Below are 26,763 nucleotides of genomic sequence, written 5' to 3'. Positions count from 1 at the left end.
AATATCCTAAAAAAACCGGGGTAGGACGGCGATCAGACAAGCACCGCGCGCAGGCCACGCCAAGTACAATTTTTCTAATCGTCACCGCCTTGCCGGGCGCCGCCGTGCGCGTCATGCTGCGCCGGCTGGCATGGAGGGCATCACGATGAGGGCGGTAAAACTGACGCTTGCGGGGCTGTTGCTGGGTGCAGGGCCAACGGCCATGGCCAAGGAGCCGGTCGATCTGATCATCCACGATGGGCAAGTGCTGACCGTCGATGCTGCATTTTCAGTGCGATCGGCGATTGCCGTGCGCAACGGCCGGGTGGTGGCGACCGGCGCCGAGGACCTGCTGGACCGGTATAGCGCTGCGCGGGTGATCGACTTGCATGGTCGTACGCTGATGCCGGGGTTTATCGACACGCACCTCCACCCGATCCCGATCGGGCCAAGCGATGTCAATCCGCTGATCGCGCATTCGATCGTCGAAATTCAGGACATGGTGCGCAAAAAGGCCGCCGAACTGGGGCCGGGCAAATGGATCACCGGCTATGGCTGGCAGGAAGCGGCACTGGCCGAAAAGCGCAATCTGACCCGTGCCGATCTGGACGCAGCCGCGCCGAACAATCCGGTCCTGCTGGTGCGCGCGGGCGCGCATTCGGCCGCCGGCAATTCCCTGGCGCTGAAACTGGCGGGCGTTACGCGCGATACGCCCGATCCCAAAGGCGGGCTGATCGAACACGATGCCGCGGGCGAGCCTTCGGGTATCATCCGCGAGCGGCAGGATATTGTCGAACGGTTTATCCCGCCGCCGACCTGGGCCGAAATGAAGGCGCCGATGATCCGCACCTTGCAAGGGTTCCTGGCGCTGGGCATCACCAGCTTTCACGATGCCAGCGGCAAGATCGATGACGAACCCGTGGGGCAGGGCGGTATCGCGCCAGCCAGCCCCGGCGAAGAAGTGGCCAGCGGCGAAATGACCTTTCATCGTGCGCAGGCGCTCTATGCCGAAATGGGCGATCAATTGCCGCGGGTGACGTTGTATATTTCGTATCCCGGGCCGCAACGGCTGAAGGCGTTTCCCCACCACACCGGATTTGGCGACGACCGCGTGCGGATCGGCGCGATCGGCGAAAATCTGGTCGATGGCGGGTTTACCGGTCCGACCGCCTGGCTGCTGGTCGATTACAAGGGACAACCGGGCTTTCGCGGCAAGGGCCGTTATACCGATGCCGAATTGCAGGACATGGTCGATACCGCCAACCGGCTGGGCTGGCAGCTTGGGTTGCACTGCATCGGCGATGCCGCGATCGTGCAGACGATCAATGCCTATGCGCATTCGCTCGAGACCATCCCCGACCCGGCGCATGCGGCCGATGACCGGCGCTGGTTTACCGACCATTTCACGATCATGCCGCCCGATGCGACCATGGCGACAATGGCGCGCGACCACATCTGGATCGCGCAGCAGCCCAATTTTCTCTACAATCTGGAAAACCGCTATGCCGCCACGCTCGATGACTGGCGGCTGGAGCACAACAATCCGATTGCCACGCCGGCGCACAAGTTCGGCATCTTCATGGCATTCGGCAGCGACAATCTGCCGGTCGGGCCGCTGGTCGGGCTTTATGCCGCCATCACGCGCAAGGGGCCAAGCGGTGCGGTGCATGGTGCGGACGAGGCGGTGGGTGTGGCCGAAGCGATCCGCATGTACACCGCCAACGGCGCATACCTGTCGCGCGAAGAAGCGATCAAGGGCACGCTGGAGCCTGGGAAGCTGGCCGACATGATCGTGCTGCCGTTCGATCCGCTGACCGCACAGCCGCAGGCGTTCCTCAACGGGCATGTCGACATGACATTTGTCGGTGGCAAGCTGGTCTATACCCATCCCTGAACCGAAAGATCATCCTGATGCGCCTGTTGCTTGCTGCGGCTTTGCTGGCCTGCCCCGGTCTGGCGATGGCCGACCCCACCGAAACCTTGCTGCGCGATCTGAGCAACGCGCCGGGGCCGTCCGGCTTTGAAGAGGCGGTGCGCGCGATCATGGTGCCGCGGATGAAGGCCGCATCCGAAGATCTGCGCTATGACGGGCTTGGTTCGGTCATCGCGCGCCAGGGCAGCAGTGGCCCGCGCGTGATGCTGGATGCGCATATGGACGAACTGGGCGGGGTGTTGCGGCGGGTCACGCCCGACGGATTTCTGTCGATGCAGATGTTGGGCGGCTGGCTGGACCAGGCGCTGGCCGGGCAACGCTGGGTGATCATCGGCAGCAAGGGGCCGGTCCACGCGGTCAGTTCGATCCGCGATATCCATCTGGCCGCGGCCGAAGAACGCGGCAGCCTGATCAAACGCGATGCGGTGTTTCTGGATGTGGGTGCAGGATCGGCCGCCGAAGTGGCGGCGCTTGGCATTGCACCCGGCGACCCGGTTGTGCCCGACAGCGGGTTTGAAGTGCTGAACGGCACGGCCAATTATGCGGGCAAGGCCTGGGATGACCGGGTTGGCTGCGCGGTGCTGCTGATGGCGATGGAACGGTTGAAGGTGACCGGCCACCCCAACCAGATCTTTTTTGTCGCCACCGTGCAGGAGGAAATCGGCTTGCGCGGCGCGCGTACGGCAACCGCGATCGTCAAGCCCGACATCGGCATTGCGATCGAAGGCGGGGTAACCGGCGATGCGGGCGGCGCGCATCCGGAAGAATCGCAAGTGAAACTGGGCCACGGGCCGGGCCTGTTTCTGTATGATTCAAGCGCCTTGCCCAATCGCAAGCTGGTATCGCTGATCCGCAAGGTGGCGGGCGAGGCGGGCGTGCCGCTGCAATTTGACCTGGTGCAGGGATATGGCGACGACAGCGCCGAAATGCAGACAGTTGCAGGTGGTGCGCCGACGGTGAACCTGGTTGTGCCGGCGCGCTATACCCATGTGCACACCGGCGTGATCAATCGGCATGATTTTGACCAGACGGTCGATCTGGTGGTGGCATTGTTGCGTCGGCTGGATGCCAAAACGGTGGCCGATCTGCGCGATTTCACGCCCTGACCGGGTTCTGACCAAAACATCACTGTTCATACTGTGTATGTATGATATATACACAGTATGAACAGTGATTCGCCAGACCTGCAGTTCGGGCCGATTTCGAGCGCGGCGGAAGGGCCGTTGTACGAACAGATCGCCAGCGCCGTCGCGCGCGAGATTGCCGCACGGCGTCTGTCGCCCGGCGACATGCTGCCTTCGGTGCGCAAGCTGGCGGCCGATCTGCTGGTCAGCGTGATCACGATCAAGCGCGCCTACGAAGAACTGGAACGCGCCGGGTTGATCTACAGCCGGCAGGGCATTGGCGCGTTCGTGGCCGAGAATGCGGCGGCGCACGCAGGCGCCGATGCGCTGGCCGAGGTCAAGCTGGCGCTGGGCGCAGCCATTGTGGCGGCACGCCGTGCGCGCCTGACCGAAGCGCAAATGTTCCAGCTGTTGCGCGCAATGCTCAAGGAAGGGGACCAAGCATGACCGACGATCCATCCGTGTTGTCCGTGCGCGGGCTTGCCCATCGGGTGGGCCGGTTCGATCTGGGGCCGATCGATCTCGATCTGCCTGAAGGATCGATCACCGCATTGATCGGGCCGAACGGGGCGGGCAAGACCACGCTGATCGATCTGGTTTATGGCCTGGGCCAGGCCAAGGCCGGCCGGATCGTGATGGGCGGGCTGAGCCTGCCGCGCGATCTGGTCGCATTGCGGCAGCGGGTCGGGTATGTTTCGCCCGAACTGGCGTTTGCCGGCTTCGGGCGGGTTGGCGCGGCGCTGGATTATGTGTCGGGGTTTTATCCCGCATGGCAGGCCGACGAATGCAACCGGCTGCTCGATCTGTTTGCGCTGTCGCGGCGCGACAAGATCGGCGGACTGTCGTTCGGCGCGCGCACAAGGCTGTCATTGATCATGGCGCTGGCGCGCGAGACCGATGTGCTGTTGCTGGATGAACCGACCACCGGCCTCGATGTTGCCGGGCGGCATCACCTGTTTACCGAACTGTTGCGCTATATCGACCAGCCCGCCAGCTCTGGCCAGCGCCGCGCCATCCTGATCTCGTCGCACCAGCTGAACGAACTGGAACGCATCGCCGATCGCGTTGCGGTGATGCGCGAAGGGCGCATCGTCGCCTGCGGCAGCACCGGCGATCTGGTCGAACGCTATCAACAATGGGACATCGCGCTGCCCGGTGTTGAGCCGGTTCTGCCCGCCACCGCGCGCGTGCTGGGCCGACAGCCGAACCGGTTGCGGCTGATGGTCGATCTGGCCGATGTGCAGGTGCTGTCCGACCTCGATGTGGTGGCGCAAGTGCCGATGAACCTGGAAGAGGTCTATCTCGGCCTGACCGGAGAGGCAGCATGACGCGCGCGATCGGGGCCGCACCGGTCGCATGGCCGCGCGCGTTTCGTCTGGCGCAGGCGCTGGGGCGCATCGGCGGGATAGGCAATCCGGCCATCCTTGTGCTGATGGTGGTGTGGCTGGCGCTGGTCGGGTTTATCGGCCTGACGTCCCAGGCCAAACTCGGGCATGCCAACGGTCTTGGCGTGATCTGGTTTGTGCTGACCGCCTATTACCTGCATTTCGCGACGGGCTTGTGCAACAGGGGCTGGCGCATGCTGGCCGCGACAGCGCACGAGCGGCGCGCGGCGGCGTGGATGCTGGTATCGTTATTGCCGCTGTTGGTGGCGCTGGCATCGACGCTGCTCGATATCGGGCTGGCGGCCTTTGTGGGCGAGTCCGATGTGGCCCGGCGCGGGTTGATCCAGTTCGCACTGCGCGGATTGGCGATGCAAGGCTATGCGGCGATGGCGATCTGTTTCGGCAACTGGCCCGACACGGCGGTGGCGCAATGGCAGGTGGATCGCCGCCAGCCGCGCGACTGGCTGATGTATGGCGTGATGGGTCTGATCACTGTCGGAATGATCGTATACGGCGACCGGTTTGCTGCGCTGCCCGGCGCGGGACCCACCGGCGCGATCCTTGCGGTTGGCCTGTGCGCGGTGCTGTTGCCGGTGGCGTTGCGCGTGGCCCGGCTGGACCAGCAGCAATCGTCCGGCGGAACGCTGGATGGGCTGAGCGATGCTGCACAAAGTGTGTTTGGCATGCGCCTGTCGGGCTGGTCGGGGCATTTTGTGCGCGAGGCACGGCGCACGGCGCTGCTGTGGGCGTGGTTCGCGGTGATCACGCTGGGTATGTCGCGGCTGGTGCCTGGCCCCGGCGGACTTGATCCGCACGACGCGGCCTTTCGCGAAGGGATGCGGCAGGGCATGACCTTTGGCATGGCGTCGCTGGTCTGGGCCACCCCGGCGATGGCCGCGGCGCTGCTGGCGAACCTGACCCAGCAATACCTGTTTCGCGCGCGCCTGCTGCTGCTGTCGCTGCCGCACGGGGATCGCCTGATCCTGCTGACCCCGCTGTTCAACGCCGCGCTGGTGTTTGTGGCAACATTTGCGCTGATCCGGCCGCAAATCATGGCCGAACCGATCTGGGCGGTGAAGGTGGCGGCCAGCGTTCTTTATGGCCTGGCCATGATCTATACAGGTTTTGCCTGCAACCTGGGGGCCACGACATATGCGCGGGTGCTGACCAATTCGCTGGTCATCAGCCTGCCCTTGATCGGGATCGGCGCATTTGGCGCCATGTCGAAGTTGGACCCGGCACTGGCGCGATCCGCGCTGGTTCCGATCAGCGGGGTATCGTTGATCGTGCTGGTCATGGCGCTTGTCTGGTGCCGCTGGCAATTGCGGAGCACCCGTGCGCCCTATCGCCCATGGCCGGGGGCTGCCGGAGGGTGGCGTACGGCCTGAAAGTTTGATGTCTGTGTGTGTCTTGCGAAACAAGGGATCTGAACCATGAAACTGTGTCTTTCGGTCAGCCTGCTGGCGCTTGCCTGTTCTGCCAATCCCGCCCTGGCCGATGATGCACCGGTCAAACAGCCCGGCCATTGGGCGCAGGACTATCTGCATCGCCCGGCCGACCCTGCGGTACGCTTTGGCACGCTGCCCAATGGTTTGCGCTATGCGATCATGCACAACGAAACCCCGGCCGACGGCGTGGCCATGCGCCTGCGCATCGGATCGGGATCGTTGAAAGAGCGGACCGAGGAACAGGGCCTGGCGCATTACCTGGAACACATGGCATTCCGCGGCAGCACGCATATCGCCGATGGCGAAGTGGTGCGCATGCTGGAACGCCAGGGCTTGCGCTTTGGCCCCGATACCAACGCGTTCACCGCGCAAGACGAAACCGTGTACATGTTCACCTTTCCCAAGGCCGATGCCAGCGCGCTCGACACGGGGCTGACGCTGTTTCGCGAAATCGGCGAAGGCCTGACATTGGCGCCGGCCGCGGTCGAGGCAGAGCGTGGCGTGATCCTGTCGGAAGAACGGCTGCGCGACAGCCCCGGCTATCAGGCGATCAAGGCCAATCTGAACAATGCGCTGGCCGGCACGCCTTTGCCCGATCGCTGGCCGATCGGCACCATCGACACGATCAAGGGCGCGACATCCGAACGCCTGCGCCGGTTCTACAACGCCAATTATCGCCCCGACAATGCCACGATCGTCATCGTCGGCAATATCGACGTCGCCAAGGTCGAGGCCGAGATCAAGGCACGCTTTGCCGATTGGAAACCGGCAGGCCCGGCTGACACGCTGAACCCCGGCGTGCCGCATCCTGTGCGCCCTGTGGGCGAATTCATTGCCGCCGGCGCGCCCGACACCCTAAGCCTGTCGTGGCAGCGCCCTGCCGACCCACGCGCCGAAACCGAACGCTATGACCGCGAAAAGCTGGCCGAACTGGTTGCCGCAACGGTGCTCAACAATCGCCTGGCCGATCGTGCCGCGCGCCCGGGCAGCCCCTATGTGCAGGCGCAAGTCCAGGCGATGCCATCGCTGTATGGCGTGGCGTCGCTGACATTTCTGCAGATCGCCGCGGCGCCCGACAAATGGCAACCGGCGTTGGCAGCCGTGGTCGAGGAACAGCGCCGGGTGGTGGACGGCGGGCTTGGCAACGAAGACGTAAAGCGCGCGGTCACCCAGATTTCGACCGCGCTGGAAGCGGCGGCTGCCAACGCGGCCACGCGCAAGGATGGCGATATTGCCGATGCGCTGGTGACCACGGTCAACGATGACCAGATCTTCACCAGCCCCGCGCAGGACCTGGCCATCGCCAGGCCGATCCTTGCCGGCCTGACCACGGCGGACTTGTCCGCTGCATTGGGGCGGATGTTTTCGGGATCGGGCCCGGTGCTGTTCCGCGCGGCGCAGGCCGGGCCGGTCGGCGCCCCCGCGTTGGAGGCGGCGCTGGCGGCCGATACCCAGGCCAAACTTGCCGTGCGCGCGGCGGACAGCGCGGTGGTGTGGCCTTATACCAGCTTTGGCCTGCCTGGCGTCGTGCAATCGCGGCGCGACGACGCGGCGCTTGGCACAACCACGGTCACATTTGCCAACGGCAGCCGGCTGGTGGTGAAGCCGACAGCCTTTGAAAAGGACCATATCACGGTCAAGGTCGCGCTGGGCAATGGTCGCGCCGGCGCCGATGCCGGGCTGGTCCATGCGCTGTGGGCCACCCAGTTGCTGTCGGTGGGTGGCACGGGCAAGTTGCCGGCGGGCGATATCGAACGCTGGGCGCAAAGCGGCGGCCGCACGCTGGCGGCCGAGATGCAGCCCGATACGCGCGCGTTCATGCTGGGCGGCAAGACCCGCCCCGCCGATTTTGCCAGCGAAATGCAATTGCTGGCCGCAGTCGCGCGCGATCCCGGGTTCCGGCCCGAGCTTGCCGACAAGCTGGGTGCGGTCGGGCCGATGGTGGCAGGCCAGGTCGAGGCGAACGCCGGCGCGGTGTTCGTGCGCGCGTCGAAAAGCCTGCTGACCAGCGGCGACACGCGGTATTCCGACATTCCCTCGGCCGCCGATATTGCCGCGACCAGGCCGGGGGACGTGCCCGCACTGCTCAAAAGCGCGTTGTCAGGCCCCGCCGATGTGGCGTTGGTGGGCGATATCACCGTCGACGATGCAATCCGCGCGATGCAGGCAACCTTTGCCGCGGGCCCCGTTCTGCCCGCGCGCCCCGCGCTGACCGCGCACGCCCGATTGCCTGCGCCATCGGCAGAACCCCACGTGGCGCTGCACGGCGGCCGCGCCGACCAGGCCTATTATGGCGAATATTTCCTGCTGCCCGATTATTTCACCGATCCCCGGACCAGTTACACCGCGCGGGTCGCGGCCGGTGTGTTGCAGGCCCGGCTGATCGACACGGTGCGGGAAAAGCTGGGGATCACGTATTCGCCGATGACCGAGGCGGTGGCTTCGGTGCAGCTGGATGGCCTGGGCTATCTGGGGGCGGTGCTCGAAACGCCGCAAGCCAATTTCGCGACATTCCGCACGCTGCTCGATGCACAGATCAAGGATCTGGCGGCCAGGGCGGTGACTGCGGACGAGCTTGATCGTGCGCGCCGCCCGCTGGTCGAAGGCCGGGTGAAGGACATGGAGAGCAACGCGTTCTGGGCGACCTGGTTGCCGCTGGTGCTGCGCGATCCGCGTGTGCGCGGGCAGGTGCTGGATACCGGCGCGGGGCTGGCCGCGGTCAAGGCCGAGGACGTGCAGGCGCTGTTTGCGCGGCTTGCCGCCGATAAAACCCCTGTCACGATCGTGGCGCGGGCAAAGTAGGCAGCATTGCCAATCGTGGCAGAGCGTTTAACAACCCGGTCAAACGCTCTGCCACAAGGATGCCTGATGTCCCGCCCGAATTTTTCGCTCGATGGCCGCATCGCCCTGATCACCGGGGCCAGTTCGGGTATCGGCGCGCATCTGGCGCGGCTGTTTGTGCAGGCCGGGGCCAAAGTGGTGCTGGGCGCGCGGCGCGTGGACCGGATCGCCGCGCTGTCCCACGAAATCGGCGAAAACGCGCTGGCCGTGGCCATGGACGTGACCGACGAGGCATCGATCGTGGCCGCGTTCGATGCTGCGCAGGCCCGTTTTGGCACCCCCGACACTGTGCTGGCCAACGCCGGGATGGCCGATGCGGGGCGCGCAATCGACCTTGCGGTCGATCAGGTGCGCCGCGTGATCGATACCAATTTTACCGCCGTCTATCTGACCGCGCGTGAAGCGGCGCGGCGCATGATCGCCGCGGGGTCAAAACAATCGGGTCGGGGCCGGATCGTGCTGACCGGATCGATCACCGCCGAAATGACCGGGCAGGGCGACAGCGCCTATGCCGCAAGCAAGGCTGCCGTGGTGCATCTGGGTCGCCAGCTGGCGCGCGAATGGGCGCGGCAGGGGATCAACGTAAACACCGTTCAGCCCGGCTATATCCTGACCGAGATCGATGCCGACTGGTTTGCGACCGAAGGCGGCCGCGCGCAAGTTCAGACCTGGCCGCGCAAGCGCCTGACCCCGATCGAGGCGTTGAACGATCCGATGCTGTTCTTTGCCTCTGACGCGTCGGCCCACGTTACCGGCGCGCATATCACGGTTGACGACGGCCAGTCGTTGTAAGCGCTGCAAGCGATGACGGGGTCATCACCTGCGGCAGTTTCTGCGCGTCGCCATCGGCCGGATACCACAGATACAGCGGCACTCCGGCGGCACCGGCGCCAGTCAAAAAGCGTGTGATCGCAGGATCGCGGCGGGTCCAGTCGCCCACCAGCACGACCACCCCGGCTTTGCGGAACGCGTCGGCGGTCTGTTGCGTTTCGATTGCGACATGTTCGTTGACCTTGCACGACAGGCACCAGTCGGCGGTAAAATAGGCAAACACCGGCTTGTGCGCGGCGCGCGCGGCATCGAGCGCGGCCTCGGTAAACGGCCTGGCCCCGATCAGACTGGCATCGTCGTGGCGTTCGGCGCTGGCCAGGCGCGGCGCACCTGCCCCCGCCAGCACAGCCAGCACGATCAGACCCGGCACCACCCAGCGCCCGACCGCGCGCCCGGCATGCTGGCCGCGTCCGGCAAAGGCCAGCAGCACGAGCACGCCTGCGCCCAAGGCCACAGCCGCTGCGGCATAATGCGTGCCGCCCAGCCGCCACGCCAGCCAGCCCAGCGCCAGCACGGTCAGCCCCATCGGCACCGCCATGGCATGGCGAAACCACACCATCCAGGCGCCCGGGCGCGGCAGCAGACGACGCAGCGGCGGGATAAAGCCGATCGCCAGGAACGGCAGCGCCAGACCAAAGCCCAGCGCGCCAAACACCGCGAGTGCCGCAATCGTGGGCAGCACCAGCGCGGCCCCCATCGCGGCGGCCATGAATGGCCCGGTGCAGGGCGTGGCGACAAATGCGGCCAGCAAGCCCGTGCCGAATGCGCCCCACAGGCCGCCCTTGCCGGGCGCGCCGCCCGACATCGACAGGCCGGGCAGTTCATACAGGCCCGCAAAATTGGCAGTGATCGCCATGGCCAGCAGGAACAGCACCGCGACCACGCCAGGGTCCTGCAACTGGAACGCCCAGCCCACTTCGCCGCCAGCCGCGCGCAAGGCCAGCATGACCGCGCCCAACGCCAGGCACGCAATCATGACACCTGCGGTATAAGCCAGCGCTTCGAGATGGGCGTGGTGGCTGTTGCCGCGCGCCAGTGCCAGCGCCTTGAGGCTGAGGATCGGAAAGACGCAAGGCATCACATTGAGCACCAGCCCGCCGGCCATCGCGCCCAGGATAGCAAGACCCAGCAGCGCCCACGAAAACGGCGCCGGCTTTGCGGTTCCGGCCAGCGGCGCTCCGCCTGCAGGCACAGCGCCGGGTTGCGCGCCAAAGCTGATGCCGCCCAGATCGCGGCCCGCTGCGTCATGGCCCAGCGACAGCACGCCGGTCAGCGCGGCAGGCGTGGCGCCAAGCGGGGTCTTTGACTTGGCCAGTTCGATGATCAGCGTATCGCCGCTGCGGCTGAACGCTTGCGGCGCGGCATAGTCGATGACGCCATCGGTGCCCAGGAACACATGCGGATCGGTGATCGCGGTGCCGGCGGGGAAAGGGATGGCCAGCCGATAGCCGGTCTGCGTCGCGGCAAAATGGGCCGGCTGGTCAAGCGGCGCGGGCAGAGCCGCGCGCCAGTCGGCAAAACGCGCGTCGGGCTTCGTTGCCGCGCCCACGTTGACCGTGGTGGTCAGCACCGCGTCCTCTGGCACGCAGATCGTGGATGTGCAGGCCAGCCACTGCGCCTTGGCCTTGATCGGCAGCACCGCGCCGGGCTTTGCGTCGCGCGGCAGGGTGAACGGGATCAGGATCGCGAAATCATGCGCATAGACATGGTTCATCAGCCCCGCCACGAGCAAGGTCTGCGGCACCGGAAACTGCATCGCCCCGGCGCTGGCGCCCTTGGGCAGGGTCCAGTCGAGCGTGGGGGCAAGCCCCGCATCGCCGGGGTTCGACCAATACCCATGCCAGTCCCGGGCGGGTTGCATGGTCAGCGCCAGCGTGATCGTTTCGCCCGGTTGGCCCGCGCGTTCGGGCACGAGTGCTGCATGAATATGCGTTGGCGCATCGGGTGCCAGGCTTTCGGCCAGGGCATTTTCGGTGCCGGCCAGCGCCAGAAACGGAACCAGCCACAGGGCAACGCGGCGAAACAGGGGGAATGCCATGGCCATGATGGGCGGGAGATCTCTTGCGGCTGTGACAATGGTGCAGCCCCCCTTGCACCGCGCGCCGGGGAAGGCCATCAGCGGCACAGATAGGTAACGCGGGCCTGCGAGTCCAGCGCTTGCCCCGCAAAGGAGCACCGACAAACATGACCTTCGCCCGAAAGGCCATGCTGCTTGCAGCCTGTATGACACTGCCGTTTGCAACGCCTGCGCTGGCACGCCGGCCGGTGGCACCAGGGCCGGTGCCCGCTGCCGACGCGCCCAGGCTGGTGGTGGCGATTTCGATCGACCAGTTTTCAGCCGATCTGTTTGCCCAATATCGTTCGCACGTCACCGGTGGCTTTGCCCGGCTGCTGAACGGCGCGGTGTTTCCGGCCGGATACCAGTCACACGCCGCCACCGAAACCTGTCCTGGCCATTCGACCATCCTGACCGGCATGCGCCCGGCGCATACCGGGATCATCGCCAACAACTGGTTCGACCAGTCGGTCGCGCGCGCGGCCAAATCGGTCTATTGCGCCGAGGACGAGACAAAAACGGCAGGCCCCGGCGATTATGTCGCTTCGGTCGGGCACCTGATGGTGCCGACGCTGGGCGAACGCATCAAGGCGGTCTGGCCGACCAGCCGCAACGTGGCCGTGTCGGGCAAGGACCGGGCCGCGCTGATGATGGGCGGACATCGCATCGACGAAGTCTACTGGTGGAAGGGCAAGGGCTTTGTCACGCAGGAGGGCGCGACTCCCGGCCGCGTGGCGCTGGAACAGAATGCCGCCGTCGCAACCGTGCTGAGCGCCGGTGCGCCGGGGTTTGACCTGCCGGCCGATTGCGCGGTGCACGATCGCGCCATCACCGCCGGCACGGTCACCGTGGGCACCGGGCGTTTCGCGCTGGCTGCGGGTGATGCCACCGCGTTTCGCGCGTCGCCCAGGCTCGACCGCGCGGTGATCGAACTGGCCACGCGCGTGGTCGATGCCGATCGGCTGGGGCGCGGCCCCACCCCCGATGTGCTGGCGATCAGCCTGTCGGCAACCGACTACATCGGCCACGGCACCGGCACGCAAGGCGCCGAAATGTGCATCCAGGTGCATCAGCTCGATGCCGTGCTGGGCGATTTCTTCGCCGCGCTCGATGCGCGCGGGATCGATTATGCGGTGGTGCTGACCGCCGATCATGGCGGCTTTGACATGCCAGAACGGCTGCGCGAACAGGCGCTGCCCCAGGCCGCGCGCGCCGATGCGGCGCTGTTGCCAAAGGCGGTTGGCGAACGCGTCGGTGCAAAGCTGGGCCTTGATCCCAAAGGCCTGTTGCTGGCCGAAGGGCCCTCGGGCGATGTCTGGGTGCGCAGCGATCTGACGCCTGAGCAAAAGAGCGCGGTGGTGGCCGCCGCGCGCGCGGATCTGCTGGCGCAGCCGCAGGTGGCCGCGGTGTTCACCCATGCAGAGCTTGCCGAGACGCCCATGCCGACCGGATCGCCCGAGACCTGGAGCCTGATCCAGCGTGCGCGTGCATCGTTCTATGCGCCGCGTTCGGGCGATTATGTGGTCCTGCTGAAACGCGGCGTGATGGCCATGCCGGTGCCCGGTCCCGGTTACGTTGCCACGCATGGCAGCCCGTGGGATTATGACCGGCGCGTGCCGATCCTGTTCTGGCGCAAGGGGATGACCGGGTTTGAACAGCCCAGTCCGGTCGAAACGGTCGATATTGCGCCCACGCTGGCCGCGTGGATCGGGTTGAAACTGCCCGAGGGCACGTTTGACGGGCGCTGCCTCGATCTTGATGCCGGCCCCGGCACAACCTGCGGAGCCGCACAATGAGCGAAACCCTGTCTGCCGACGTGGTCATTCTGGGCGGAGGCCATGTCGGCATGACGCTGGCGATCGGTCTGGCGCGCGAAGGCGTTGCCAGCATCGTGGTCGACAGTTCCGACCCGGCAACGCAGACCGCGCAGGGGTTTGACGGGCGCGCCTCGGCGATTTCCACCGCCAGCTGGAACCTTTATACGCATCTGGGCATGGCCGGCGAACTGGCCGAAAAGGGTTGCCCGATTGCCTCGATCGCGGTGACCGACGCGATGAAGCCGGGGCGGATCGACTTTACCCCCGATCCCGGAGACGGATCGCTGGGACGGATGTTTGCCAACCGCGATCTGCGGCTGGTGATGTATGGCGTGGCCGCGCGCGAGGACCTGATCACGTTTCTGCCCAATGCCCATGTCGCCACGCGCGAACGTGGCGATCACGGCGTTTCGGTTACGCTGACCGATGGCCGTCGTCTGACCGGGCGTCTGCTGGTCGGGGCCGAAGGACGCCAGTCGCCGACGCGCGACGAGGCCGGGTTTACGCCCGCGCGATGGAGCTATCACCACCGCGCGATCATCGCCGGGCTGACCCACGAACGTCCGCATGACAATGTGGCGTGGGAAATCTTCTATCCGGCAGGGCCGTTTGCACTGTTGCCGCTGCTTGACGATGCCGAGGGGCGCCACCGCAGCGCGCTGGTGTGGACGGTGGCCGAACACGATGCGGCCGGTGTGCTTGCGCTGCCCGACGCGGCATTCACCGCCGAAGTGGCGCGGCGCATGGGGGATATCTTTGGGCCGATCGCGCTTGCCACGGCGCGATCTTCCTATGTGCTGAATTTTCACCACACCGCCAAAGTCGTACAGCAACGCCTGGTGCTGGTGGGTGATGCCGCCCACGGCATGCATCCGATTGCCGGCCAGGGGTTGAATCTGGGCCTGCGCGATGTGGCGGCCCTGATCGAAGTGCTGACCGACGGGATGCGCCTCGGCCTCGATCCGGGTGATGCGCAAGTGCTGAACCGCTATGAACGCTGGCGCGCGCTCGACGGGTTCATGGTGTCGGGTGCGACCGATGTCTTGACCCGCCTGTTCGGCGTTCCGGGGCGCCTGCCTTCGGCGGTACGCCGGCTGGGCATGGCCGGCGTCCAGCGCAGCCCTACGCTCAAGCGGTTTTTCATGAACGAAGCGCGCGGGATGAGCGGCAAGCTGCCCGCATTGTTGCAGGCCTGATCGCGCGTCAGCGCGCCGGTGTCGGCTTTGCCGCTGGCGGCGCAGGGGGCGGTGCAACCGGTACGGGGGCGACTGCAGGCACTGCCAGTGCCGCGCTTTCGATCTGATCGAGCGCATTCTGGGTCGTGACCCATTGGCGGGCATGGGCCAACCAGTCGGCGGCGTTGTCCTTGCCCGGCATGCGTTCAACTTCGGCAATCGCCAGGTCGACGCGTTGGCCATTCAATGCGGCCCGGGCGCGGGCCATGCGGCTTTCGGGGGCGGGCGACGGCGTGTCGTCGTGGCGGATGATGAACATGCTGCCCGCCTTGCGCGTCAGCCAGTCCCAGGTGCGTTCGTTGGTCGGGCCGGTCACCAGCCTGGGTTCGATCCGGGCGAATTCTTCGGTCAATCCACCGATCGTAACCGGCTTGCGCGCGGCGGCGACGACCGTATCGACCGCATTGGTCTGGCTGTCGCCAAATCGCACGCGCAGCGCGGCTTCAAGATAGCCGAGCGGCTGACCGCGTTCGACCGCGCGGCGCGCGGCAAATGCCACCAGCAGCGATTCGGCGCGCGTCGCCTGGCCCGAGGCGGCCACGGCCTGCTGGTTAAGGTCGGCCAGGCGCTGTTGCAGGACGGTTAGACGGGCGGCGGCATCGGCCAGTGCGGCATTGGTGGCAACAAGGTTGCCCTGCGCCACGATCGCGACGGTGGTGGCGCTGGGGCTGGCCAGGGGTGTTGCAACCGGGTCGTTCGTGACCGGGGCAAGGGCCGTGCGCAGCCAGCCGGTGTGCCAGCCATACCAGGCCCCGCCACCCAGACCTGCCAGCACCAGGGCCGCCAGCACCACGCCCAGCCCTCGTCCTCGGCCCCGCCGCGACGGGCGCGAATCCACCGCTGAACTTAAACTCAGTTCCGCCATCCGTGATTTTTCGCTTTGTCCGTGTCCCCGAAGTCACACCGTCTGACACATTTGCCGCGTCATGGAAAGCATTGCGTCATCGCCGGGAAACGCCGCAACCCCGATCGCCTGCCAGCCCGACCCGGCCGCGGCGGCCACGCGCGGCGCCAGGCAGGCGACCATGATACGGTCGCGTGCCAGGCCATGGCGCACGCAGTGTTCGTAAAAATGCCGCGCCGCCTCGGCCGAATGGAGCAGTGCGAGCACGGGTTCCCGGGCAAGGCGTGCGACCACAGCGGGGGCCAGCGGCTGCGGCACGGCGGCGTAGACGATGACATCGTCAATGTGCACGTCGGCAGGCGGATCAAGCGCGACATGCGCTGCGCCCGCCAGCCGCAGATAGCGGCCCGGGGGCAGGCTGGCGACGATCGGTTGCAGTCCGCCGCTGCCAATGCGGACAACGCCAAACCCCGCCGTTTGCGCGGCGCGCGCCGTGGCAGCGCCCACGGCATGGACGGGGATGCTGCGCAGCGTGTGCAATCCCGCACCGCCATGGGCAAACACGGCAGCACTGCCGATCAGCAGCCCGTCCCATGCGCGACAAGGCGGCACATGCCATGCGCGCGCCGCATAAACGAACAGGGGTGCGGGCACCGGTTCCAGCCCCAGCGCGCGCGCAGCCGTGCAAGTGGCCGCATTGCCCGGTTCGGGACGCAGCACCAGCACCGGCCGCATTCAGCCGGCACTCTGCAGACCGGGGCCCTGGAAATGCGCACGAATGGCGGGCGATGCCGCGGCGAGCAGGTCATGCGCCAGCGCACGCGCATCTTCGGGATGGTCGAGCGGTACATCGCGTTCGCCATCGACCCGTTCGGACCCGTCGGGGCTGAACAGCGTGGCGCTGAGATGCAGCGACAGGTTGTCGTGCCGGGTCAGCACCGCGATCGGGCTGTGACAGGTGCCGCCCAGTCCGGCCAGCAAAGCGCGCTCGGCGCGGATCGCGGCATGGCTGGGGGCATGGTCGATCGCCGCCATCAGCGCCAGCACATCGTGGCGCGCGGCCAGGCATTCGATGCCGATGGCGCCTTGTGCGGGCGCCGGCAGCCAGGTGGCCGGATCGAGCGGCGCGCCAAGGTCGGCATGACCCAGCCGTTCCAGACCGGCCGCAGCAAGCAGCGTGACATCGGCCTCACCCCGGTCAAGCCGGCCGAGTCGCGTGGCGACATTGCCGCGAAACGACACGATTTTCACATCGGGGCGGGTGTGCAGCATCTGCGCGGCGCGGCGCGGCGCGCTGGTGCCGACCACGGCGCCGGCCGGAATGGCCGCCAGGCTGTCCGCGCCGATCAGCACATCGCGCACATCGGCGCGCGGCAGCACCGCTGCGATCGTCAGATTGGCCGGCCGCAGCGTTTCCACATCTTTCATCGAATGGACCGCAGCATCGATCGTGCCGTCGGCCAGCCACAGGTCGAGTTCCTTTGTCCACAACGCCTTGCCGCCGATTTCGGCAAGCGGCCGGTCGATGATGCGATCGCCGCTGGCCACCACCGGCACCAGTTCGATCGAACTGACCGGCCAGCCGTGAGCGGCGCACAATCGCGCCCGGGTTTCCTCGGCCTGGGCCATGGCCAGCGGCGATTGCCGGGTGCCCAGCCGCAAGGGGCGGGCTGGCAAGGGTGTTGCCCGAAGGGCATCGTGCGGCGAGGGCGTCTGAGTCTCGGTCATGCACCGCTTGCCGTAACGGGGATTATCTCTAAGGGAAAGCTCCCCATGGCACTGATCCTCGGCATCGAATCCTCGTGCGACGAAACCGCGGTGGCGGTTATCGATGATCGCGGCGCAACGCTGGAGGCGCGCGTGGTGGCCCAGCGCATCGCATCGCAGGATGCGGCGCACCGCCCCTATGGCGGGGTTGTGCCCGAAATCGCCGCGCGCGCGCATGTCGAAGTGCTGGCGCCGATGGTGGCAGACACGTTGCACGATGCCGGAATTTCGCTTGATGCGATCGATGCGATCGCCGCCACTGCCGGGCCCGGCCTGATCGGGGGCGTGATGGTCGGGCTGGTCACCGGCAAGGCGCTGGCGATGGCTTCGGGCAAGCCGCTGATCGCGGTCAATCATCTTGAAGGCCACGCCCTGTCGCCGCGACTGGCGGATCCGGCGCTGGCCTATCCCTATCTGCTGTTGCTGGTATCGGGCGGGCATTGCCAGATCCTTGAGGTGCGCGGGTTGGGTGATTATCGCCGCCTGGCCACGACCATCGACGATGCACTGGGTGAAGCGTTCGACAAGACTGCCAAGATCCTTGGTCTGGGCTATCCCGGCGGGCCCGCAGTGGAGCGACTGGCGCGCGAGGGCGATCCGCGCGGCGTGCCGTTGCCACGCCCGCTGCTGGGCAGTGGCGAGCCGCATTTTTCGTTCGCCGGGCTGAAAAGCGCGGTGCTGCGTGCGCACGAATCGGGTCGGTACGATGCGGCCGATATTGCCGCATCGTTCCAGCAGGCGGCAATCGACTGTCTGATCGATCGCACGCGCCTGGCGCTTGCCGCCAGCGCGCCGGTAACGGCAGTGGTGATTGCGGGTGGGGTTGCAGCCAATTGGGCGCTGCGCGGTGCGTTGCAGGACATGGCCGCCAGCGCCGGATTGCCGCTGGTTGCACCGCCGCCGCGGCTGTGCACCGACAATGCCGCGATGATCGGCTGGGCCGGGGCCGAACGGTTTGCGCAGGGGCTGACCGATCGGTTGGATTTTGCGGCGCGACCACGCTGGCCCCTCGATGCCGACGCGGCGCCGGTGCGCGGGGCCGGGGTCAAGGCATGAACGCGACCATCGGCGTGATCGGAGCGGGTGCCTGGGGCACGGCGCTGGCGCAGATGCTGTCAGGCGACGGGCATCAGGTCAGGCTGTGGGCGCGCGATGCGGCGCTGGCCGACACGATCAACCGGACCCGGGCCAATCCGGCCTATCTGCCGGGTATTGCCTTGTCGGATGCCATTCGCGCCACCGCCGATCCCGCCGATCTGGCCGGCCTCGGGGTGGTGTTGGCGGTCACTCCCGCCCAGGCCCTGGGCGCGGTTCTGGCGCAAATGCCCGCGTTTGCCGGTGATCTGGTGCTGTGTGCCAAAGGCATCGAGGCCGGCACCGGCCGATTGATGGCCGATGTCGCGCGCGCGGCCCAGCCGCACGCACAGATCGCCGTGCTGTCGGGTCCGACGTTCGCGCACGAAGTGGCCGCGGGTCTGCCCACCGCGGTCACACTGGCCTGCGATCAGGGCCTGGCGCAATGGCGCCGGCTGGCGCCGGCAATCGCACGGCCCGGCTTTCGCCCCTATTATTCGGTCGATCTGGTCGGCGCGGAAATTGGCGGCGCGGTCAAGAACGTGCTGGCGGTGGCCTGTGGTGTGGTCGAAGGACTGCGGCTGGGACAGAATGCACGTGCCGCGCTGATCAGCCGGGGCCATGCGGAAATGGTGCGCTTTGGCCTGGCGTTTGGTGCAGCGGCCGACACGTTGAGCGGGCTGTCGGGGCTTGGCGATCTGGTGCTGACATGCAATTCGCTGTCGAGCCGCAATTTTGTGCTGGGCAAGGCGCTGGGTGAAGGCGCGTCTGCGGCCGATCTTCTGGCCGACCGGCGGACCGTGGCCGAAGGTGCGTTTACCGCGCCGGTGGTGTCGGAACTGGCGCGCACGCGGGGCATTGCGATGCCGATTGCCGATGCCGTTGCGGCATTGGTATCGGGCCGGATTCCGGTGCGGGCAATGGTCGATGGCCTGCTGGCGCGGCCGCTGCGGTCCGAACTGGACGCAACGATGTGGGGGGATTGAAGGCTTGGCCAAGGCAATAGCCAGCCCTGAGGATGCAAACGTGCCGGTACCGGCAGGGCAACCCGCGTTTGTGCCGGGCGATGACGGCGATATTGCCGCGCTGGCCAAAGGCGGACGTACCAATATCCTGGGTTTTCTGGTCCGTCTGATCGCTCGCGTGCCGTTTCTGTTCATTGCCAGCCGGCTGTATGGTGCCAGCGCGATGGGACGGCTGGCCTCTGCGCTGGTGATGGTCGAATTCGCCAGCTTGTTGGCCACGCTGGGGCAGACGCGGGGCCTGGCGCAACGTCTGGATGAAACCGGCTGGTCCGATCGCAGCCAGCGCCAGGGCCTGGTTTATGATCCCGATGCGGCCACGCATGCCGTGGCCGACGCCTTGCTGGTAACGACCGTGCTGGCGGGTGCGATGTCGCTGTTGATCTGGTGGTTTCCCCAGTCGATGTATCCGCACGGCCATTTCAGTTGGGCCGAGCGCCTGCTGGTGCTGGCGGTGTGGACCATGGCGGTGGGCGACATTTCGCTGGCGGCACTGGCGTTCCGGTTCGACGTGGGGACCACGGTGCGCGCGCGCGCGGTGGTCGAACCGTGGACCTTGTCGATTACTGCGGGCCTTGCCTATTTTATCTATCCCGAAGGCGGGCTGGCGCTGGCATACCTGGCCTCGGTCGGCGCAGCCACAGCGGTGGCACTGGTTGCGCTGGTGCGCGCATATGGCCTGCCGCGCAATTGGCGGCCGCGTCCGCTGGCACTGCTGCGGCTGGCGATGCGCAACATGCCGCTGGCAGGCGCCGATGCGGTGGAATGGGGCACGCGCAAGATCGATGTGTTCATCCTGCGCTTCTTCCTGATCGATGCAAATCTGGGGATCTATTTCTTTGCGCAGCAGTTTGCGTCGTTGCCGCAAAAGTTGAAGACCAGTTTCGAGCCGGTGCTGGGCCCGGTGATCACGCGCAATGTGCGCAACGGCAACATGGCCGCCATCGCCGCGCAAGTGTGCCAGGTCGGATTCTGGATCACCGCGGCGCAGGCGGGCATTGCGCTGGCGCTGGCGATACCCGGCGCGGGGCTGATGGGGCTGGGTGGGCCGGCCTTTGTCCAGGGCACATGGGCGCTGGTGTTTCTGCTGGTGGCCGAAGTCGTCGCCGCAACAGGCGTGGTGAGCGAGGCCGCGCTGATCTATGTCGCGCGGCTGCGCAATCTGTGGATCAGCCTGGGCACGATCGTATTGCAGGGCGTGCTGACCCTGGCCTTCATCCTGGCCGGGCAAACCTGTGGCTTGTCGGCCATTTGGCAGGCCGCGCTGGCCGCGCTGGCGATGGCGATCGCGCTGGGGACAAGTTCGCTGGTCAAATCACACCTGTTGGCGCGGATCGTGCGCGAACCGATCAACAACTGGCGCTGGGGGCTGGTGTGGGCGGCGCTGCCGGCGGGGCTGATCGGCGCGGCATCGCATCTTTTGCCCGAATGGGCCGAACTGCTGTTCGGGATACCGGCGATCCTTGGGGTCTATAGCCTGATGATCTGGCGGTTCGGTTTCGGGCCCGAGGATCGCGTGTTGTTCGGAAAGCATCCTGCATGAAGAGGGTCGGATGATGGTTGCGTGGATCGAAGCCAACATGGTGCTGGCCGCAGGGGTCGGCCTGGTGCTGATCGGATTGGTATGGCTGGTGCTGTCGCGCCGACGCAGGCCCGTGCAAAGGCGCGAATATCGTGATGTCCTGTCCGAAGGTGCGGGCCCGGCGCAACGCAATACCGCGCTGATCGACACGCCCCCTGCTGCGGCAATCGCGGTGCCCGGGGCGGGCGAAGGCACGGTTGCGAACGAGGGCGAAGACCTGACCCGGATCAAGGGGCTGGGGCCCAAGCTCAGCCGTGTGCTGGCGGACCTTGGCGTGACCCGGCTGGACCAGATTGCCGCCTGGACCGAGGCGGACATTGCCGCGATCGATGCCCGGCTGGGCGCGTTTGCCGGGCGTCCGGTGCGCGATGCCTGGGTCGAACAGGCGCAGCTGCTGATCGCCGGCGATGCGGCCGCCTACGAGGCGAAATTCGGCAAGCTGTGACGTGCCGCTTGTCCTGCGGCGCTGTCAGTGTTTCTGGCAGCGGTGCACGATGGTGCGAGCCGGATCGCCGCCGCTGACCTTGATCAGGCCGCCGCCGGGCAGTGTGCCGGTAAACGGGCTTTCGAAGACGTCGGTGCTGGTGTCGGTGCCGTCCATGCTGCCCTGCCAGACATAGCCGCGATGGCCGGGAACGGCGGTGGCATCCACCGGGATGCGCACGATGCGTTTGGGGCCTTCGATGGCAAACAGCGCGCCTGCGCCCACTTCGGCGGCGATCGGGCGGGTGATCACCAGGTGTCCGTCATGGCACGCCAGTGTCAGCAGCGGATCGGCACCTGACACGCCGAACCGGGCAGTATCGCCCGCCATCGACCATTCCGCCTTGCCATCGGCATTGGCAGGTGCCGGATCGGCATCGGGCAGGGCAACGCGGCGCGCATCGATCGGGCCCGCGTCGCCCGTCGATTGCGGCTGCGGTGCGGGGCGCGAACAGGCGCCGATCAGGAACAGGGTGACAAGGCAGGCCCGAAGTTTGGTTTTCACAGGCGCTGCTATAGGCAGGGTTCGCCGGCGCGATCAAGTGCGGGTCAACCGCCCCATTTCTTTTGTGATTTTCCGTAACGGGTCTTGCGCGTGCCGGGCTTGCCCTCGTTGCTGCGGCCAACAATCGGTGCCTTGCGCTCGCCTTCGGGCAGGCCGAGTTCGGTTGCTTCCAGCCGCCGGATTTCGTCGCGCAGCCGGCCGGCCTCTTCAAATTCCAGATCGGCGGCGGCGGCACGCATGCGCTTTTCAAGGTCTTCGATATAGCCGCGCAGATTGTGGCCGACCAGATTGTTGCGGCTGTCATCCTCGATATCGATAATCACCCCGTCGCGGCTGGCGGTGTCGGCGATGATGTCGGCAATACCGCGCTTGATCGAGGTCGGGGTGATGCCATGGGCTTCGTTATAAGCCTGCTGTTTGCTGCGGCGGCGATCGGTTTCGGCAATCGCGCGCTCCATCGATCCGGTCATGCGGTCGGCATAAAGGATAACCCGGCCATCGACATTGCGCGCGGCGCGACCGATCGTCTGGATCAGGCTGGTTTCGCTGCGCAGGAACCCCTCCTTGTCGGCATCGAGGATGCACACCAGCCCGCATTCGGGAATATCGAGCCCTTCGCGCAGCAGGTTGATCCCGACCAGCACGTCATAAACGCCCAGCCGCAGATCGCGGATCAGTTCGATGCGTTCCAGCGTTTCAACGTCCGAATGCATGTAGCGCACGCGCAAGCCTGCTTCGTGCATGAATTCGGTCAGGTCTTCGGCCATGCGCTTGGTCAGCGTGGTGACGAGCGTGCGATAGCCGACGGCGGCGACCTCGCGGCATTCGTTGATACAGTCCTGCACCTGATCCTCGACCGGGCGGATCAGCACCGGCGGATCGATCAGGCCGGTCGGGCGGATCACCTGTTCGGCAAACACGCCGCCCGCCTGCTCCATTTCCCAGGTGCTGGGCGTGGCCGATACCGCCACGGTCTGCGGGCGCATCGCGTCCCATTCGTTGAAGCGCAGCGGGCGGTTGTCGATGCAACTGGGCAGGCGAAAGCCGTATTCGGCCAGGGTCAGCTTGCGACGGTGGTCGCCGCGCGCCATTCCGCCGACTTGCGGCACGGTCTGGTGGCTTTCGTCCAGAAACAGCAACGAATTTTCGGGCAGGTATTCGAACAGCGTGGGCGGCGGTTCGCCCGGCATGCGCCCGGTCAGGAACCGGCTGTAGTTTTCGATGCCCGCGCATGACCCGGTGGCGGCGATCATTTCCAGATCGAAATTGGTGCGCTGTTCAAGCCGCTGCGCCTCGAGCAATTTGCCTTCGGCCTCAAGCTCTTTCAACCGTTCGGTCAGTTCGAAGCGGATCGCGTCGGCCGCCTGCTTCATCGTCGGGCCCGGCGTGACATAGTGCGAATTGGCATAGACCCGCACTTTTTCCAGCCGCGCCCCGGCTTTGCCGGTCAGCGGGTCGAATTCGGCAATTTCTTCGACATCGTCGCCGAAAAAGCTGACGCGCCAGGCGGTGTCTTCGTAGTGCGAGGGGAAAATCTCGATCGAATCGCCACGCACGCGGAACGTGCCGCGGGCAAAGGCGGTGTCGTTGCGTTTGTATTGCAGCGCCACCAGCTTGCGGATGATCTCGCGGCTGTCGACCGTATCGCCCTTTTTCAGGTCGAAGATCATCGCCGAATAGGTTTCGACCGAACCGATGCCATAGATGCACGAAACCGAGGCGACGATGATCACATCGTCGCGTTCGAGCAGCGACCGCGTCGCCGAATGGCGCATGCGGTCGATCGCCTCGTTCACCGAGCTTTCTTTTTCGATATAGGTGTCGGACCGGGGCACATAGGCCTCGGGCTGATAATAGTCGTAGTACGACACGAAATATTCGACCGCATTGTCGGGAAAAAAGCTTTTGAATTCGCCGTAGAGCTGCGCCGCCAGGATCTTGTTGGGCGCCAGGATCAGCGCGGGGCGTTGCAGTTCCTCGATCACTTTGGCCATGGTAAAGGTCTTGCCCGACCCGGTCACGCCCAGCAGCACTTGGGTGCGTTCGCCGTCGCGCGCGGCGGCCACCAGATCGGCGATCGCGGTGGGCTGATCGCCGGCCGGCTGATATTCCGACACCACCTTGAACGGGCGGCCGCCCTCGGCCTTGGCCGGACGCTGCGGTTTGTGCGGCACGAATGTGCCCGAGGTGTCAGGCTCTTCAAGCCCCCTGCGGATAACGAGTTCGGCCATGGTGGGTCTGGGGTTCCGGATGCGCAAATGGGATCAGGTGCAAATATGGGCGTTCCTGTCCCGTTCCGCAACCGGGCGCAGCGGGCTGTTGCGGCACCGGTGGCGGGCGCGATGCGCAGCGCGTGGAAAAATTTACCGTCATCGCCGCCGATTTTGACATCAATTTGAAACAAAGCGAATTGGCTGGTGTTCATCGCAGGTTGATCGCACTCTGCGCAACGTATGGCGATGACACAGAAAATTCCCGTGACTTTTCCCCGAGTCGCCGTGCGCGACGAACATCGCGTGGGCGTTGCCCTGCGCAGCGCAGGCGCGCGCCTTGTGCTGTGGCAGCGTGCGATTGCGCGGCGCGGCGCGTTGGCGTTTCAGGCGCGTCCCAGCGAAGTGCGCGGGCCCACGCTGGCGCGGCTGCTCAGTGAATTGAAGACGCCGTATGAATTGTGGAGCGCGGGTCGGCGCGCGCTGCCCGCCGCAGCCGACCGCGGGGCGTCGCACCCGGTGATGCTGTTGCCCGGGTTCGGCACGCATCCGGCGCGCATGAAACGGTTGCGCAGCGCGTTGGGCGCAGCAGGGCACCGCGTGGCCGATTGGGGGCTGGGGTTCAATTTCGGGCCGAGCGAAGACCGGTTTGACCGGTTGTGCGAACGCGTGTTGACCATGGCGCGGCGCGAAGGTCAGCCGCTGGTCTTGGTCGGGTGGAGCCTGGGCGGACTGTTCGCGCGCGAAATTGCGCATCGCCATCCCGAGGCGGTGGCGATGGTGATCACCATGGGTTCGCCTTTTTCGGGCGACCGGCGCGCCAACAATGCGTGGCGCGCCTACCAGGCGATCACCGGCCATGCCGTGGATGCGCCGCCGGTGGGCGAACGCTGCTTTGGCGCAAAGCCGCCGGTGCCGACGATCGCGCTGTGGAGCCCGCGTGACGGAATCGTATCGCCGCGCAGTTCGTGCGGCCGGCCGGGCGAACGCGATCGCGCGGTGGCGCTGCGCTGCACGCACCTGGGCTTTGCCGGACATCCCGATGTGGCGCGCACGCTGGTATCGCTGATCGGCGCGCTGGAACAGGACAACACCTGACGGTTTGAAGGAGAATCCGCGCAAAAGTGCGAATTCGACGTTGGCCCCGGCTTGGCATTTGCAGGCCGATGGCGCCATAATCCCCTTCGAACAGGTGGGGGTGCCATGAACGAGACACAAACGATCGATGGGGCGCGCGTGTTGGCACGCGCGGGGTGGCGGATCATTCCGCTGTTGGGGCTGGCCTATCTGGTTGCATTCATGGACCGGTCCAACATCAGCTTTGCGGCCAGGACGATGAACGCCGATCTGGGGTTTTCGGCCACGATCTACGGGATCGGCGGCGGGGTGTTTTTTCTGTCCTATGCGCTGTTCGAAATTCCGTCGAACATCCTGCTCGAACGCGTGGGCGCGCGGCGCTGGATTGCGCGGATCATGATCAGCTGGGGCGTGATCGCCGCCGCGATGATGTGGGTCCACACGCCGTGGCAGTTCTACACCTTGCGGTTCCTGCTGGGCATGGCCGAAGCCGGGTTCTTTCCCGGCGTGATCTTTTATCTGTCGTTGTGGTTTCCCAGGGCGGCGCGGGGGCGCGCGATCAGCCGGTTCTATATCTCGGGCCCGCTGGCCCGGGTGGTGATGGGGCTGCTGTCGCCCGCCTTGCTGGCGATGAACGGCATGGGCGGGCTGAAAGGCTGGCAATGGCTGTTTGTGGTCGAAGGCCTGCCCGCGGTGCTGGTCGGGTGCCTCGTGCTGTGGTTGCTGCCCGAACGGCCTGAAACGGTAAGCTGGCTAAATCCTGCCGAAAAGGCGTGGCTGTCGGGAACATTGGCCCAGGAGGGGGCGGTGGTGCGGCATGGCAACCCGTTGGCAGCACTGCGGCTGCCCGCAGTGCTGCTGCTGGGCATGGTCGGGTTGCTGACCACATGCGCCTATTACACCTTTACCCTGTCGGAACCGCAGATCCTGGCCCAGGCGACCGGATGGTCGGGGGTGCAGGTGGGCTATCTGGTCAGTCTGGGCGGTCTGGTGGGTGCGGGCGGCATGCTGTTTACCGGCTGGCTGTCGGACCGCAGCGGCACGCGCATGCCGTTCATGGTGGGCAGCACGGCAATGGTGCTGATGGCCTATGGCCTGTTTGCAGTCGATGGCGGGCGGACGACCGGGCTGATCGCTTATGCCTGCTATGTCGCATGCTGGGGTTCGGTCACGCTGTCGGTGTGGATGTTGTGCACCGATCTGGTCGGGCCCGGCGAGATGGCGGTTGCCACCGCCATGGTCAACACGATGAGCCAGACCGGTGCCTTTGTCGGCCCGATCCTGTGGGGCATGGCCCGGGATGCGACCGGCACATTTCACCGGGGGTTTATCGGGCTGGTTTGCGCACAAGTGCTGGCGCTGATGTTTGTTGCAGGCGTGGCGCAATACCGGCGGCAGCGCGCTTAAAAGGGCGTTGCGGTCACTGGATCGGGCTGAAAAAGACACACTGGTGATATCGATCTGTGCAAAAGGGCCATGTGCCGAAAGTCTGTTGGGTGCTGCAATCCGGCTTGTTCGCGGTGGGGACCTGTGCAAGCAATGCGGGCCAG

At 66.2% G+C, this 26,763-nt stretch carries 21 protein-coding genes; 15 read left to right on the top strand and 6 right to left on the bottom strand.

Features of this window, described 5'->3' with window-relative positions; genetic code table 11:
* Positions 1 to 145 precede the first annotated feature (145 nt).
* From G404_RS0105130 to G404_RS0105100, 7 genes are all read left to right on the top strand, one after another.
* Positions 146 to 1,873 carry an amidohydrolase gene (locus G404_RS0105130; RefSeq protein ID WP_169719687.1) on the top strand — a complete coding sequence of 576 codons (1,728 nt, stop codon included), beginning with the start codon at positions 146 to 148 and terminating at the stop codon, positions 1,871 to 1,873.
* Positions 1,874 to 1,890: 17 nt separating this feature from the next.
* The gene (locus G404_RS0105125; RefSeq protein ID WP_028640124.1) at positions 1,891 to 3,018 is read left to right on the top strand and encodes a M42 family metallopeptidase; all 1,128 of its coding nucleotides are present in this window, start codon (positions 1,891 to 1,893) and stop codon (positions 3,016 to 3,018) included.
* A gap of 57 nt (positions 3,019 to 3,075) precedes the next feature.
* Entirely contained in the window at positions 3,076 to 3,483 is a 408-nt protein-coding gene (locus tag G404_RS0105120) for a GntR family transcriptional regulator (RefSeq protein ID WP_051280222.1), read from the top strand.
* Positions 3,480 to 4,364: an ABC transporter ATP-binding protein gene (locus tag G404_RS0105115; protein WP_028640122.1), complete on the top strand. Its 885-nt coding sequence runs from the start codon at positions 3,480 to 3,482 to the stop codon at positions 4,362 to 4,364. Before G404_RS0105120 ends, G404_RS0105115 begins: the two co-directional genes overlap by 4 nt.
* Positions 4,361 to 5,809, top strand: coding sequence for a hypothetical protein (locus G404_RS0105110; protein ID WP_028640121.1), 1,449 nt, complete (start codon positions 4,361 to 4,363; stop codon positions 5,807 to 5,809). The genes G404_RS0105115 and G404_RS0105110 overlap by 4 nt, the downstream gene beginning before the upstream one ends.
* Before the next feature lie 45 nt (positions 5,810 to 5,854).
* On the top strand, positions 5,855 to 8,671 hold the full coding sequence (locus tag G404_RS0105105) for a M16 family metallopeptidase (protein WP_028640120.1): 2,817 nt from the start codon (positions 5,855 to 5,857) through the stop codon (positions 8,669 to 8,671).
* 66 nt (positions 8,672 to 8,737) lie between these two features.
* Entirely contained in the window at positions 8,738 to 9,502 is a 765-nt protein-coding gene (locus G404_RS0105100) for an SDR family NAD(P)-dependent oxidoreductase (protein WP_028640119.1), read from the top strand.
* Here G404_RS0105100 and G404_RS0105095 read toward each other — a convergent pair.
* Positions 9,474 to 11,579, bottom strand: coding sequence for a protein-disulfide reductase DsbD family protein (locus G404_RS0105095; protein ID WP_051280248.1), 2,106 nt, complete (start codon positions 11,577 to 11,579; stop codon positions 9,474 to 9,476). The two genes, G404_RS0105100 and G404_RS0105095, sit on opposite strands and share 29 nt — an antisense overlap.
* Positions 11,580 to 11,725: 146 nt before the next feature.
* On the opposite strand from G404_RS0105095, the gene G404_RS0105090 reads away from it, so the two are divergent.
* Together G404_RS0105090 and G404_RS0105085 are read left to right on the top strand one after the other, a co-directional pair.
* On the top strand, positions 11,726 to 13,393 hold the full coding sequence (locus G404_RS0105090; RefSeq protein WP_028640117.1) for an alkaline phosphatase family protein: 1,668 nt from the start codon (positions 11,726 to 11,728) through the stop codon (positions 13,391 to 13,393).
* Positions 13,390 to 14,610, top strand: coding sequence for an FAD-dependent monooxygenase (locus G404_RS0105085; protein ID WP_028640116.1), 1,221 nt, complete (start codon positions 13,390 to 13,392; stop codon positions 14,608 to 14,610). The genes G404_RS0105090 and G404_RS0105085 overlap by 4 nt, the downstream gene beginning before the upstream one ends.
* Positions 14,611 to 14,617: 7 nt before the next feature.
* Here G404_RS0105085 and G404_RS18180 read toward each other — a convergent pair whose 3' ends face one another.
* The 3 genes from G404_RS18180 to hemC form a co-directional block, all read right to left on the bottom strand.
* Positions 14,618 to 15,442, bottom strand: a complete 825-nt coding sequence (locus tag G404_RS18180) for a hypothetical protein (protein ID WP_051280221.1) — start codon at positions 15,440 to 15,442, stop codon at positions 14,618 to 14,620.
* 105 nt (positions 15,443 to 15,547) lie between these two features.
* A complete protein-coding gene (locus G404_RS0105075) occupies positions 15,548 to 16,228 on the bottom strand; it encodes a uroporphyrinogen-III synthase (protein ID WP_028640115.1) in 681 nt (226 codons plus the stop codon).
* On the bottom strand, positions 16,229 to 17,221 hold the full coding sequence (gene hemC, locus G404_RS0105070; protein ID WP_084601040.1) for a hydroxymethylbilane synthase: 993 nt from the start codon (positions 17,219 to 17,221) through the stop codon (positions 16,229 to 16,231).
* 45 nt (positions 17,222 to 17,266) lie between these two features.
* On the opposite strand from hemC, the gene tsaD reads away from it, so the two are divergent.
* From tsaD to G404_RS0105050, 4 genes are read left to right on the top strand one after another with little or no spacing between them, the layout of a single operon-like run.
* The gene (tsaD, locus tag G404_RS0105065) at positions 17,267 to 18,316 is read left to right on the top strand and encodes a tRNA (adenosine(37)-N6)-threonylcarbamoyltransferase complex transferase subunit TsaD (RefSeq protein ID WP_028640113.1); all 1,050 of its coding nucleotides are present in this window, start codon (positions 17,267 to 17,269) and stop codon (positions 18,314 to 18,316) included.
* Positions 18,313 to 19,320: an NAD(P)H-dependent glycerol-3-phosphate dehydrogenase gene (locus G404_RS0105060; protein ID WP_028640112.1), complete on the top strand. Its 1,008-nt coding sequence runs from the start codon at positions 18,313 to 18,315 to the stop codon at positions 19,318 to 19,320. Before tsaD ends, G404_RS0105060 begins: the two co-directional genes overlap by 4 nt.
* 40 nt (positions 19,321 to 19,360) lie before the next feature.
* Complete coding sequence (locus G404_RS0105055; protein ID WP_245584397.1) at positions 19,361 to 20,899, top strand: lipopolysaccharide biosynthesis protein; 1,539 nt, start codon at positions 19,361 to 19,363, stop codon at positions 20,897 to 20,899.
* 13 nt (positions 20,900 to 20,912) lie between these two features.
* Entirely contained in the window at positions 20,913 to 21,383 is a 471-nt protein-coding gene (locus G404_RS0105050) for a hypothetical protein (RefSeq protein ID WP_028640110.1), read from the top strand.
* Between the two features lie 24 nt (positions 21,384 to 21,407).
* On the opposite strand, the gene G404_RS18175 is transcribed toward G404_RS0105050, so the two are convergent.
* Both G404_RS18175 and uvrB read right to left on the bottom strand, forming a co-directional pair.
* A complete protein-coding gene (locus G404_RS18175; protein ID WP_211230734.1) occupies positions 21,408 to 21,926 on the bottom strand; it encodes a hypothetical protein in 519 nt (172 codons plus the stop codon).
* A 44-nt stretch (positions 21,927 to 21,970) separates the two neighbouring features.
* Entirely contained in the window at positions 21,971 to 24,157 is a 2,187-nt protein-coding gene (gene uvrB, locus G404_RS0105040) for an excinuclease ABC subunit UvrB (RefSeq protein ID WP_028640109.1), read from the bottom strand.
* Positions 24,158 to 24,403: 246 nt separating this feature from the next.
* Here uvrB and G404_RS0105035 point away from each other — a divergent pair, with 246 nt between their 5' ends.
* Positions 24,404 to 25,234, top strand: a complete 831-nt coding sequence (locus G404_RS0105035; RefSeq protein WP_245584396.1) for an esterase/lipase family protein — start codon at positions 24,404 to 24,406, stop codon at positions 25,232 to 25,234.
* A 105-nt stretch (positions 25,235 to 25,339) separates the two neighbouring features.
* The gene (locus G404_RS0105030; protein ID WP_036520416.1) at positions 25,340 to 26,620 is read left to right on the top strand and encodes an MFS transporter; all 1,281 of its coding nucleotides are present in this window, start codon (positions 25,340 to 25,342) and stop codon (positions 26,618 to 26,620) included.
* The last annotated feature ends 143 nt before the right edge of the window (positions 26,621 to 26,763 follow it).

The sequence above is a fragment of the Novosphingobium acidiphilum DSM 19966 genome (assembly GCF_000429005.1).
Lineage (GTDB): Bacteria > Pseudomonadota > Alphaproteobacteria > Sphingomonadales > Sphingomonadaceae > Novosphingobium > Novosphingobium acidiphilum.
This window is presented reverse-complemented; position numbering and strand designations above follow the sequence as displayed.